The 12099-nt window shown below is 68.5% G+C and carries 14 protein-coding genes; 10 read left to right on the top strand and 4 right to left on the bottom strand.

The genetic code is table 11. The features are described from left to right. Positions 1-219 (bottom strand): hypothetical protein (locus tag VEG08_14545; protein HXZ29210.1); only part of this gene is annotated, 219 nt, incomplete at its 3' end. 155 nt (positions 220-374) lie between these two features. Here VEG08_14545 and VEG08_14540 point away from each other — a divergent pair. The 10 genes from VEG08_14540 (at position 375) to VEG08_14495 (ending at position 8183) form a co-directional block, all read left to right on the top strand. After that, positions 375-1205 (top strand): energy transducer TonB, encoded by an 831-nt coding sequence (locus VEG08_14540; GenBank protein ID HXZ29209.1) that lies wholly within the window; start codon positions 375-377, stop codon positions 1203-1205. A gap of 45 nt (positions 1206-1250) precedes the next feature. Continuing rightward, on the top strand, positions 1251-1421 hold the full coding sequence (locus VEG08_14535) for a hypothetical protein (GenBank protein ID HXZ29208.1): 171 nt from the start codon (positions 1251-1253) through the stop codon (positions 1419-1421). 148 nt (positions 1422-1569) lie between these two features. Then, positions 1570-2820: a glucose-1-phosphate adenylyltransferase gene (glgC, locus tag VEG08_14530; GenBank protein HXZ29207.1), complete on the top strand. Its 1251-nt coding sequence runs from the start codon at positions 1570-1572 to the stop codon at positions 2818-2820. Positions 2821-3167: 347 nt separating this feature from the next. Further along, entirely contained in the window at positions 3168-3599 is a 432-nt protein-coding gene (locus tag VEG08_14525; GenBank protein HXZ29206.1) for a hypothetical protein, read from the top strand. 52 nt (positions 3600-3651) lie between these two features. Continuing rightward, positions 3652-4341: a haloacid dehalogenase type II gene (locus VEG08_14520; GenBank protein ID HXZ29205.1), complete on the top strand. Its 690-nt coding sequence runs from the start codon at positions 3652-3654 to the stop codon at positions 4339-4341. A 151-nt stretch (positions 4342-4492) separates the two neighbouring features. Next, a complete protein-coding gene (locus VEG08_14515) occupies positions 4493-5092 on the top strand; it encodes a sigma-70 family RNA polymerase sigma factor (GenBank protein HXZ29204.1) in 600 nt (199 codons plus the stop codon). Further along, complete coding sequence (locus VEG08_14510; protein ID HXZ29203.1) at positions 5092-5856, top strand: zf-HC2 domain-containing protein; 765 nt, start codon at positions 5092-5094, stop codon at positions 5854-5856. The genes VEG08_14515 and VEG08_14510 overlap by 1 nt, the downstream gene beginning before the upstream one ends. Next, positions 5853-6524: a B-box zinc finger protein gene (locus tag VEG08_14505; GenBank protein HXZ29202.1), complete on the top strand. Its 672-nt coding sequence runs from the start codon at positions 5853-5855 to the stop codon at positions 6522-6524. The genes VEG08_14510 and VEG08_14505 overlap by 4 nt, the downstream gene beginning before the upstream one ends. Further along, entirely contained in the window at positions 6521-6814 is a 294-nt protein-coding gene (locus tag VEG08_14500; GenBank protein HXZ29201.1) for a DUF5668 domain-containing protein, read from the top strand. Before VEG08_14505 ends, VEG08_14500 begins: the two co-directional genes overlap by 4 nt. Then, entirely contained in the window at positions 6807-8183 is a 1377-nt protein-coding gene (locus tag VEG08_14495) for a DUF4097 family beta strand repeat-containing protein (GenBank protein HXZ29200.1), read from the top strand. The genes VEG08_14500 and VEG08_14495 overlap by 8 nt, the downstream gene beginning before the upstream one ends. Before the next feature lie 82 nt (positions 8184-8265). Here the strand turns inward: VEG08_14495 and cmk are convergent, their stop codons facing one another. Genes cmk through mutL form a run of 3 tightly spaced genes read right to left on the bottom strand, consistent with a single transcriptional unit; the run spans position 8266 to position 11794 of the window. Next, positions 8266-8937, bottom strand: coding sequence for a (d)CMP kinase (gene cmk, locus VEG08_14490; GenBank protein HXZ29199.1), 672 nt, complete (start codon positions 8935-8937; stop codon positions 8266-8268). Beyond that, on the bottom strand, positions 8934-9830 hold the full coding sequence (locus tag VEG08_14485; GenBank protein HXZ29198.1) for a hypothetical protein: 897 nt from the start codon (positions 9828-9830) through the stop codon (positions 8934-8936). The genes cmk and VEG08_14485 overlap by 4 nt, the downstream gene beginning before the upstream one ends. Continuing rightward, complete coding sequence (gene mutL, locus VEG08_14480) at positions 9830-11794, bottom strand: DNA mismatch repair endonuclease MutL (protein HXZ29197.1); 1965 nt, start codon at positions 11792-11794, stop codon at positions 9830-9832. The genes VEG08_14485 and mutL overlap by 1 nt, the downstream gene beginning before the upstream one ends. Positions 11795-12099 lie beyond the last annotated feature (305 nt).

Raw genomic sequence — 12099 nt, 5'->3', positions numbered from 1 at the left:
CCAGGCCGCCGCTCCACCCACCAGCGCAAAAATCACGAAGAAGACCCCCGTGACCTCCAGCCAGACGCGGTGCAGCACCCGCCCCAGGGAGAGCGCGGCGCCGCGCACGCCCTTCCACAGGGCGCCCAGCAGGCGGCTGCGGCGGGCCGCCCGCGAAGCCACCCGGCCGGCTACCTGCGCCGCCACCACCGCCTTGCGCGAGGTGGGAACCTCCGCCACAGCAGGGATTCTACCAGCCCTTCCCCGCCAGCCCCGCTGCGGGAAGGCGCCCGCCGCACAGGGGGAGGTGACGGGAATCACAGCGGGGAGGGGCGGTGTCTACTAGTGTAGAGGTAGGCGGACACGCTCATCAGCCGAGAGCGGGGAGGTGTCCCATGGCAACGCCAGCCAGGAAGTACCCCATCCCAGAAGAAGAACGGCAGTTTCAGGTGGTGGCCGCGCCCGCGCGCGTGCGCGAGCTGTTCGACGACAGCCTGGTCGAGTCTTCGGGCCGCCTCAAGACCCGCACCGGCTGGACGGTGATGCTCTCCTTCGTGCTGCAGGTGCTGGCCGTGGGCTTCATGATCCTGCTGCCCCTGGTCTTCATCCAGGACCTGCCGCGGCAGCAGCTGATGAGCTTCCTGGTGGCCCCGCCGCCTCCGCCCCCGCCGCCGGCGCCCGCCGCCGCCGAGCAGATCCGCAGCGTGGTCAAGGTGGAGAGCGACATCCTGAACGGCCGCCTGCGCACTCCCACCCGCATCCCGGAGAAGGTCAAGATGATCACCGAGTCCGAGGCCCCGCCCCCGCTCTCCAGCACCGGTGGGGTGGTGGGCGGTGTCCCCGGCGGCATCCCCGGCGGGACCCTGGGCGGAGTGCTGGGCGGCATCATCGGCTCGACCGCCAAGGTGCCGGAAGGCGTGCGCGTCCCGGTGGCGACCCGCATCCGCGTTTCCCAGGGGGTCTCCCGCGGCCTGCTGATCTCCAAGGTGGAGCCGGTGTATCCGCCCATGGCCAAGGTGGCCCGGGTGCAGGGCCAGGTGGTGCTGCACGCCGTCATTTCGCGCGAAGGCACCATCGAGAACCTGCACGTGGTCAGCGGCCACCCCATGCTCATCCAGTCGGCCCTCGATGCCGTCAAGCAGTGGCGCTACAAGCCCTACCTGCTGAACAATGAGCCGGTGGAGGTGGAGACCGAGATCGTGGTGGACTTCCGCCTGACTTCGTAGGCCCGCCCGCGCCTCCGCCCGGCGCGGCCTGGGCAGGAGGCGCTTATGCTGGAGGCATTGGTCATCATCCTGGCCCTCGGAGGCCTGGAGGTCCTGCTCTGGTACCTGGACCGCAAGGACCAGCGCAAGCAGATCGAGCTGCTGGACTCCATCTGGGCCGAACTGGCCATCCGCAACTCCGCCGAGGAAGAGAACCGCAACCCTCCTCCCAAGTGAGGCCGGCACCGGCCTTTTTGCCTCCTGCCCCCTGCCCCCTGCCTCCTGCCTCCTGATTTTGCCTGTGGTACCATCGGGCGACGGCGCGCACAGCCGCCGCCGCAGCCCGGAGCGCCCGCGGCGGCAGCGTTTTTCAGGATCGGGTTCGATGAAAGACACGCTGGGGATCGTCATGGCCGGCGGAGCGGGGGAGCGCCTCTATCCCCTCACCCGCGACCGCGCCAAGCCCGCCGTCACCTTCGGCGGCATCTACCGCATCATCGACGTCACCCTCTCCAACTGCCTCAACAGCGACCTGCGCCGCATCTACATCCTCACCCAGTACAAGGCCCTGTCCCTGAACCGCCACGTGCGCGAGGGCTGGAACATCGTGGCCCGCGAGATGGGCGAGTTCATCGAGATCCTGCCTCCCATGAAGCGGGTCAGCGAGAACTGGTACATGGGCACCGCCGACGCCGTCTATCAGAACATTTATTCCATCGGCAGCGAGCAGCCCAAGCACGTGCTCATCCTGGCCGGCGACCACATCTACAAGATGAACTACGGGCTCATGGCCCGCCAGCACCGCGATTCCGGCGCCGACGTCACCGTGGCCACCATCCTGGTGGACCCCAGCGAGACCTACCGCTTCGGGGTGGTCGAGATCGACGCCGAGGGCCGCATCTTCGGCTTCCAGGAGAAGCCCCAGCACACCGACGTCCGCTCCCCCTACAATCCCCGCATGGTCTCCGCCTCCATGGGCATCTATCTCTTCAACACCGACGTGCTGCTGCCGGTGCTGCTCAAGGACGCCGAGGACTCCCACTCCTCGCACGACTTCGGCCGCGACATCCTCCCCCGCATGGTGGACGAATACCGCGTCTACTCCTACAACTTCGTCGACGAGAACCGCAAGGAGGCCCTCTACTGGCGCGACGTGGGCACGCTGGAGGCCTACTACGAGGCCAACATGGACATCATCGCCGTCTCCCCCGTCTTCAACCTCTACGACAAGAACTGGCCCATCCGAACCCACCAGCGCCAGTACCCGCCCGCCAAGTTCGTCTTCGGGGAGCCGGGACGCATGGGCATGGCCATCGATTCCATCGTCTCCGCCGGCTGCATCGTCTCCGGGGGGACGGTGCGCAACTGCGTGGTCTCCCCCGACGTGCGCGTCAACTCCTACACCGAGGTGGACTCCAGCATCGTCTTTTCCCACGTCAACATCGGCCGCCACTGCCGCATCCGCCGCGCCATCCTCGACCGCGACGTGCACATCCCCGAGGGCACCGTCATCGGCTACGATCCTGAGGCCGACAAGCAGCGCTACTTCGTCACCGACAGCGGCATCACCGTCGTCACCCGCGACTACTCCCTCTTCGAGAGCCCCGTCGCCGTGGACTACTTCACCTCGGAGTGATGCAGCACTCAGCCCTTGGCTTGGTATCAGGGCACGCCTTCAGGCGTGCCCAACCCGCGCCCCATTTGATGTTCGTCATCCTGAGCGAGCGGCGTCTTGCGGCTCCGCCGCAAGACGCCGCGAGTCGAAGGACCTTGCGTTTGCATTTCCCCGCCCTCGGCTCGCCCTCGCCTTCGCTTCGGGCTCCCTCGGGCGCTCATCCCAGCCTGCTACTGCGGTACGGCTGAAGCCGTGCCCTGATACACCCGAAACTCGCACTTTTGGCAGTAGGCGAGTCCGGCCGGCCCCCCCTAGCATGAAGTCGGTGGCTCCCCCGGCGCGGGCCCCGGGCCCGCGGGAGGTGCGGTATGAAGCGTGCCCTGCTGCTCTTGCTCCTGGTTCCTGTGCTCGTCTTCCCCCAGACCCTTCCCCAGCAGGACTTCCTGCTGCTGCACAACGGCGACCTGCTGCTGGTGGACTTCACCCACAGCGCCGGCGGGGCGCTGCAGTTCTACTCCCTCAGTTCGAACTCCCGCGTGGACGTCTCCTACTCCCGCCAACAGATCGATACCCTGACCTTCGCCCACACCGACGGCTGGATCACCTACCCCGGCAGCCTGGATGGCACCCAGGTGCAGGTGGTGCTGCGCGAGACCGGCGGCGACTCCCTGCCTGAGGTCCCCGGCGATTCCGACGTGGTGGTGCGCGTGCTCAACGGACGGGTCAAGGTCCAGCTCCACGCCGACAACGAGCTGCGCGGCCAGAAGTGCAACCGCTGCGAGGCCCAGCTCGACTGGTAGCCCCGCACCCGTCGCGCTCTCGTCGCGCTCTCCTTGTATACAATCGCTCTCCGTGGACTTCGCCGGTTTTGCCGCCCTCACCTTCGACTGCTATGGCACGCTGGTGGACTGGGAGACGGGCCTGCTCGCCGCCCTGCGCCCCATCCTGCGCGCCCACGCCCGCGACCTCACCGACCAGCAGCTCCTCGACCTCTACGGCGACTTGGAGCCCCGGGCGCAGGTCCCCTACCAGACCTATCGCCAGGTTCTGGCCGCCGTGGTTCGCGGGCTGGGCGAGCGCCTGGGCTTCCAGGCTTCCCAGGCGGAGGCGGAGTCCCTGGCCGCCTCCCTCCCCGACTGGCCGCTCTTCCCCGACACCCGGGCCGCGCTCCAGAGACTGAAGACCCGCTACCGGCTGGCCATCGTCTCCAACATCGACGACGACCTCTTCGCCGGGACCGCGCGCCACCTGGGAATCGGCTTTGACGCGGTCATCACGGCACAGCAGGCGCGGGCCTACAAGCCCTCTCCGGCCCCGTTCCTTCTTGCCTTGGAGCGCCTGCACCTGCCCCGCGAGCGTGTGCTGCACGTCGGCCAGAGCGTGTTTCACGACGTGGTACCCGCCCGCTCGCTAGGCCTGGCCACCGTGCTGGTCACCCGCCGCGGCTTCGGCGCCACCCGCCCCAGCGGCGGAGAACCCGATCTGAAGGTCCCAGACCTTCAGACTCTGGCGCGTCTGGCCGTGGGACCGCCGCCGCGGTGACCGTGCCGGCGCCGCCTCTCCGTCCCCCGGAGGGGCGGCACCTCCCTGCTACAATGCCCTTGTTCTCATAGAAAACACTGAACTTCGGCCTGCGGCCCTGCGTATGGCGTAGAAACAGCGAAGTCCAGGCAGGAGTTCTCAGGAGTGCCGGTTGGACGAGACCCAGGCCCTTGCTGCTCTGCTCCGTCGCTGCCAAGCCGGGGACGCTGCCGCCTGGGAGGAAATCGTCCGCACCCACCACCGCCGCATCTATAACCTCTGCTACCGCTTCACCGGCTCCCCCGACGATGCCCAGGACCTCACCCAGGAGGTCTTCATCCGCCTCTACCGCACCCTGGGCAGCTATGAGACCGGGCGCGGCTCCTTCATCACCTGGGTCTCCACCCTGACCCGCAACCTGCTGGTGGACCACTTCCGCAAGAGCAAGCACGAGCGGGTCACGGACTCCCTGGAAGCCGCCCCCGGCGGCGACGAGGACGCCCTCACTTTGGGCGAGCAACTGGCCGACCAGGGGGCCGGCCCCGAGGACCGCCTGCGTACCGCCCAGACCCAGCAGTTGGTCCAACTGGCCCTGCAAAAGCTCTCCCCGGAGCTGCGGGAAGCGGTCATCCTGCGCGACCTGCAGGACATGGACTATAAGGACATCGCCAAGGTTTTACGGGTCCCGGAAGGCACCGTCAAATCCCGGATCAACCGCGGGCGCACGGAACTTGGGCGCCTGCTATCTCGTACCTATAGGCAGGTGAACTGATGGACACCGAAAGCAAACACGGAACCCCCTGCAGCCAGTTCGATGCGCTGCTGGCCGAGGCGGTCGAGGGGACCCTGGCGGAGGCCCAGCGGGCCGCCTTCCAGGCCCACGTGGCCGCCTGCCCGCACTGCGGGCCCCTGTTCACCGAGGCGCAGGCGGGACGGCGCCTGCTGCAGGCGCTCCCCGAAGTCGAGCCGCCCCGCAACCTGGTGCACAACATCCTGGCCGCCACCAGCGGCCGAGAGGAGACGCAGCCCGCCGCTCAGCCCGGCTGGATCCGCCGCCTGTGGGAGCCCCTGGCCCCGGTGCTGGGCCCGGCCTGGGCGACCGTGCGCCAGCCCCGCTTTGCCATGTCCTTCGGCATGGCCTTCTTCTCCGTCACCCTCGTCCTGAATCTGCTGGGGGTGAAGCTGAGTGACCTGCGTCCCGCCGACCTGCGCCCCAGCGCCCTGCGCTTCAACGCCGAACGCGCCCTGGACGAGACCACCGCTCGCGTCACCAAGTACTACGAGAACCTCCGCCTGGTGTACGAGTTGCAGTCGCGGGTGCGCGACCTGCGCAACGCCGCCGAACCAGCTCCCCAGCCCGCTCCTCCCCCCAAGCAGGAGCCGCAGAAGCGCGACCCCCACGACACCAGCGGCCAGCCCGACCCCAAGGACCAGAATTACAGCGAGGAGCGCGGGGACGTGGTGCTGGCCTCCGCGCCCCGCAAGTCCACTCCATGGGTTCCAGTCCCCGGGAACCGGGACAGGAGAACCATATGAACTGCGCCACTCATACCACCGTGCCTGCCGCGGCCTACTGCCGGACCTGCGGCAAGGCCCTCTGCGAGGAGTGCAAGCGCGAGGTCCGCGGCGTCATCTACTGCGAGGAGTGCATCGCCCGCCGCATGGAAGCCACCATGCCCACCGCCGCCCCCGGCGCCCCCGCGGGCGCGGCCGCTCCGGCCGCTTCGCCGGGCGGCTCCAACGCCGTGGCGGCCACTCTGCTGGGCTTCATTCCCGGCGTGGGCCAGATGTACAACGGCGAATTCGGCAAGGCCTTCCTCTACGTGGTCATCTTCGCCAGCCTGGTCTGGGCCAGTGACCGCGCCGATGTCTTCGGCCTGTTCGCGTTCGTCTTCTACTTCTACATGGTCTTCGACGCTTACCGCGTCGCCAAGGCGCGGCAGCTCGGCCAGCCCGTCCCCGCCGACCTTTTCGGCATGGGGGGCAGCAGCGTCGACAGCTCCGCCTCCGGCCTCCGCCATGAGTTCGCCCACGTGCCCATCGGGGCCATCGTGCTGATCGTCCTGGGCGCCCTCTTCCTGCTGGAGAACCTCTGGCACTTCCACCTGGCCTGGATCGGCCGGCTCTGGCCGCTGATCCTGATCGCCATCGGCATCCGCATCTTCATGCGCCGCTCCACCCGGCAGAGCGGGAGGACGCAATGACCTACATCCGCAATCGTGCCTGCGGCTGCACCCGCTGCCGTGCCTGCGGCCTGTGGTGGCCGGCCATGCTCGTGCTCTTTGGAGTGCTCGTGCTGCTCCACAACTTCAACCTCGCCTACATGGACAAGACTTGGCCCTTGTTGCTGATCGTCGCCGGCGCCCTCTGGGTCTTCCAGTCGTCGGCGTCCACCGCCGGCCACGTCGAGCCGGCGCCCCCGGCAGCTCCCGCTCCTCCTCGGACCCAACCACCCCCCGCCAGCGGGGACGATACGCAGGTGCATCATGGCTAGCCCGACCCCGACTCCGACTCCCGCTCCTCCCCGGCCCCGGCGGCGCTCCTTTGCCGGGCCCATCATCCTCATTCTGCTGGGCGTGCTCTTCCTGCTGCGCAACCTGGGCTATCCCCTGCCCCTGCTGCGCTGGTTCGCCCTCTACTGGCCGCTGCTCATCATCCTGTGGGGCGTGCTCAAGGCGGTGGAGTATTGGCAGGCGCGGCGCGAGGGCGCTCCCGCCCCCGGCATCGGTCCCGGCGCCGTCTTCCTGCTCATCATGATCATCATTTGCGGGGTGACCGCCAACCGCCTCTACAGCGTCAACTGGACGGGGGTGCGCCAGAACCTCGACCTGGGCGATGGCGACTTCATCGGCCTCTTCGGCAACTCCTACGACTTCACCGAGGAGCAGCAGCAGGCCTTCCCGGCCGGCGCCAGCCTGGTGGTCAACAGCGAGCGCGGCGACGTCACCGTCGAGACCTGGGACCAGCCCCAGATCAAGGTGGTCGCGCGCAAGAAGGTCTTTGCCGACAACCAGAACGCCGCTAACCAGATCAACAGCGACAGCAAGCCGGAGATCACCGTGGCCGACAAGCTGGTCACCCTGCGCGCGGGAAGCGACCGCGTCCAGGCCAACCTCGAGATCTTCCTGCCCAAGAAGGCGGCCCTGGAGATCGACGCCCGCCACGGCGACATCGTGGTGCGCGAGCGCGAGGGCGACGTCAAGGTGAACGCTCCCTACGGCGACGTCAGCCTGGACTCGATCACCGGCAACGCCGACGTCAGCATGCGCCACGGCGACGTCTCCGCCAGCAACATCACCGGCGACCTGGCCATCGGCAGCCGCGTCAATGACTCCACCGTCTCCAACATCGGCGGCAGCGTCAGCTTCTCCGGCGACTTCTATGGCGACATGCACGTCTCCAAGGTGGCCAAGAGCGTGCGCTTCAACTCCTCCCGCACCGACCTGGAGTTCCAGAGGCTCGATGGCGACTTCACCATGAGCAGCGGCGACCTGCGCGCCAGCAACTTCGCCGGGCCCTTCCGCCTCACCACCAGCTCCAAGGACATCCACCTGGAGGACTTCAGCGGCGACGTCCACATCCAGAACCGCAACGGCGAGGTCACCCTGCAGCCCGGCAAGCTGCCCCTGGGCAACCTCGAGATCAGCAACCAGCGCCAGCGCATCTCCGTGGACCTGCCTGCCAAGGCCGGCTTCCAGCTGGACGCCCAGGCCACCCGCGGCGAGATCACCTCCGACTTCGACCTGAAGGTGAGCGGCGACACCAGCCACACCTCCTCCGCTTCGGGAGTGGTGGGCGGTGGCGGCCCCCACGTCAAGCTCACCAACGACCGCGGCGATATCGAGATTCACAAGACGGGCTGAACCGCCCGCCGCTCGACGTGAAGACGGGCTGCCCCAACCAGGGCAGCCCTTGCTTCTGCTGGGGAACGTCCGAGGATTGCTCTCAGCCGAGCTTGCGCGCGATGACTTCGCCGATGCGCGCCAGCACCTGCTCGATGCTCAGGTTGGTGGAGTCGATCACCACCGCGTCCTGGGCCGGCACCAGCGGCGAGACCGCGCGCGTGCGGTCGCGCCGGTCGCGCTCCCGCAGTTCCTTCAGCACCGCCTCCGACTTTTCCGCCGCGCCCTGCTGCCGGAAGCGCCGCTCCCCGCGCACGGAAGGGTCGGCGTCGAGGAAGATCTTCACCTCAGCTCCGGGAAAGACCTTGGTGCCGATGTCGCGGCCCTCCATGACCACGCCGCCTCGGGCGCCCAACTCGCGCTGACGCTCCACCATCCACTCCCGCACCGCGGGATGCACGCTGACGCGCGAAGCCGCCTCGGTCACGTCCGCCTCGCGCACCCGCTCCGAGACGTCCTGCCCATCCAGCAGCACGCGGTTGCCCGCCAGCGTGGGTTCGAGCGCGATCTGGGAATCCGCCGCCAGCGCCACCAGCGCGCGCTCGTCGTCGAAGGAGACATCTCGCTCGATAGCTTGGAGCGCCAGCGCCCGATACATGGCCCCGCTCTCGATGTTGACGTAGCCCAGCTCGCGCGCCAGGCGCGCCGCCACCGTGCTTTTGCCCGAGCCGGCGGGGCCGTCGATGGCGATCACCAGCCTGCGCGCCGCGCTCATGCCGGGCTCGCTTTCTTGCGCCGCGGCAGAGGCGGCCCGCGGCGCGCGTCCTCCACCCGCGCCGGCGTCACCTCCACCAGCGTGCGGTGGCCGACGTGCACGAAGCTCAATTCGCGCGTGGCCAGCAGCGCGTTCATGCTCTCCTTCACCTTGGAGCGCGGTACGATGGGCGAGAAGAACGCCTCCACCTCCTGCGCCTCCGCCGCCACCACGCAGTCCAGGTACTTGGAGACCAGCGCCGAGAGGGCCTCCCCCAGCGAGAGTTGCACGGCCTCCTTCACCGCCTCCGGCGCCCAGCGCGCCAGCACGTCCCAGGACGCGCCGTCCCTGGGGTTGTAGTCCACGCGGGTGATGCGCAGCTTCGACCACAGTTCGCTGAGCGCGCGGTCGAGCGCGGCCGTCGATGGCTCGCCGCCCAGCAGTTCTTTCATGCGCGGCTTCGAGAGCGGGCCCGCGCGCTGGATGGCGGCGAAGGCGTCGCGCGCCAGCGGCGAGAACTTGTCCGCGCGCTCGGGCGCGCCGCCGTCGGGCCGCAGGTTGCGCTCTCCCGCCAGCGCAAAAAAATACGGGAAGATGGAGGCTGCGACCAGCAGGCTGTTCTCCCCCGCCAGGCTGGCCTCGAAGGCGGCGCGCTCGCGCAGCAGACGCACCATGAGTTCCGTGGCCTGGCGCGCGCGTTCGTCTTCGAAGGCGTGTTGCCAGGTGGGCAGGCGGTCGTCCGCCCCCACCCACGCCCCCACAAAGGTCGGCGCCAGCACCGGCGGCCGCACCGGGTAGAGCAGCGCGAAGCCCACCGACTCCACCCACTCGCGCGCCTCTTCGAGCGTGCGCACCGCCCGCCCGTCAAGACGCCACTTGTGCCGCCGCTTTTCCTGGAGCTCCTGCTCGGTCATCAGATCCGCTTGAAGGCTCTTTGGATGTCCCGTAGAGAATAGCGCAAGACGACCGGCCTGCCGTGCGGGCAAGACATGGGGCACTCGGTCCTGGCCAGCTCGCGCAGCAGCCACTCCATCTTGTCCTGCGTCAGCGGCGTATTCACCTTGATGGCCGCGTGGCATGCGATCGAGGCCGCGATGCGCCCGCGCGCCTTCTCCAGGTTGGTGGCCTGCTCCTCGCGCTCCCAGTGGTCGAGCAGCTCGGTGAGCATGCTCTCGATCTCGCTCGCATCCACGCCCGCGGGCGCGGTCTTCACCGCCACCGTGCGCGACCCGAAGGGCTCCAATTCGAAGCCGTTGCGCCGCAGTTCGTCGGCGATCTCGGTGAAGATGGCCTGCTGCGCCGGGGTCAGCTCGATCACCAACGGCAGCAGCAGGCGCTGGCTCTCCACCCGCTCGGCGGCGCGCTGCCGCAGCACCCGCTCGAAGAGCACGCGCTCGTGGGCCACGTGCTGGTCCACGATCCACAGCCCCTGCCCGTTCACCGCCAGGATGAACGACTCGCGGATCTGTCCCAGCGGCTTCAGCGTCGCCAGCGGCGGCGTCTCGCCGTCCATCTCCTCTTCCGCGATGGGCGCGGCGCAGCCGTCGTCCGGGCTCAGCATGGGACGCTGCGGCAGCGTCGCCACCGGGATGGCCGCGTTCGCTTCCACCGGGATCCCACCCTCGAAGGGAATGCTCTGGTTGATGGCGGGCGCGCTCGGCGGCCGCAGCGCGAATCCTCCTTCATGGGGCGCCATCGCCTCCGCCTGCGCTCCCAGGGAGCTCCAGCGCGCGCCCGGAGTAAGCGCCTGCGAGGCCGTGGGCTGCGCCCGGATCTCCGAGGTGAACTGCGGCACCGGGCGCGCTTTCACCAGGGCCGCGCGCACCGACTCGCGCACGAAGTCGTGCACCGCCTGCGACTGCCGGAAGCGCACCTCGGTCTTGGAAGGATGCACGTTCACGTCCACCTCGCCCACCGGCATCTCCAGGAAAAGCAGCACCACGGGGAAGACGGTGGGCGGCAGGATGTTGCGGTAGGCCTCGGAGAGCGCGTGCTGCACCAAGCGGTCGCGGATCAGCCGCCGGTTCACGAAGACGTAGATGGAACTGCGGTTCAGCTTCTGGATCTCGGGCCGCGAGGCGAAGCCGCTCAGCCGCATCTCGCCGGGCGTGGGCGCTTCGTATTCCTCGCCGCGCTGCTTGCGCCGCTCGATCACCCAGGGCGGCGGCTGCGGCAGCCCTACGCGCTCCAGCGGCATATGCGCCGCCACCGGCAGAAGCTGGTCGAGCGTCTCCTTGCCGAAGACCTGGTAGATGCGCTCCGCCGAGGTCGCCACCGGCGGCGCCACCAGCATGGCGTTGCTGGCGGAGTGCAGTTCGAAGTGCATCTCGGGGTGCGCCAGCGCGTAGTGGGTCACCAGCGAGGCGATGTGCGAGAGCTCGGTAGACTCCGCCTTCAGGAACTTCTTGCGCGCCGGAGTATTGAAGAAGAGATCGCGCACGGTGATGGCCGTGCCCGCCGGCAGCCCCGCCTCTTCGATCTTCAGGATCTTTCCGCCGGCGATCTCCAGGACGGTGCCGCCCTTGTCTTCGGCGGCGCGGGTCTCCAGTCTCAATCGCGACACCGCCGCGATCGAAGGCAATGCCTCGCCGCGGAAGCCCAGCGTGGCCACGCTTAGCAGGTCCTCGGCGTCCTTGATCTTGGAGGTGGAGTGGCGCTCGAAGGCCAGCATGGCATCGTCGCGCACCATGCCGCTACCGTCGTCGGTGACCTGGATGAGCTTCTTCCCGCCGGCTTCCACCTGCACGCGGACGCGGCGCGCCCCCGCGTCCAACGCGTTCTCGAGCAGTTCTTTGACCACCGACGCGGGGCGCTCCACCACCTCGCCCGCGGCGATCTTGTTGGCCACATGTTCGGGTAAGACATGGATCTTACCCATGGCGGAAACCTCGGTGCTGCACGCGAGATCCTTCGCGCGGCCGGGCCGCGCTCAGGACGACCCTGCGGGTCGTCTTGTTGGCGACGTGCTCGGGAAGGACGTGGATCTTGCCCATGGGATGGTCGTCGGCTGTCGGCCTTCGGTCTTCGGCCTAGCAGTTTCCAGTTTCAAGTTTACAGTTGCAAGGGGAAAACTTCCCCGCCGGGGAGGCATGCCGATTGGAGCAGGAAGACCCTTAACCACAGAGGACACAGAGGGCACAGAGGAAGCGGAAGTCCGAAGGACGCCAGAACCCAGCCCGGCAC

This window comes from Terriglobales bacterium (genome assembly GCA_035624475.1).
Classification (GTDB): Bacteria; Acidobacteriota; Terriglobia; order Terriglobales; family Acidobacteriaceae; genus DASPRL01.
The sequence above is the reverse complement of the archived record's forward strand: the minus strand, read 5'-3'. Positions and strand labels throughout refer to the sequence as shown.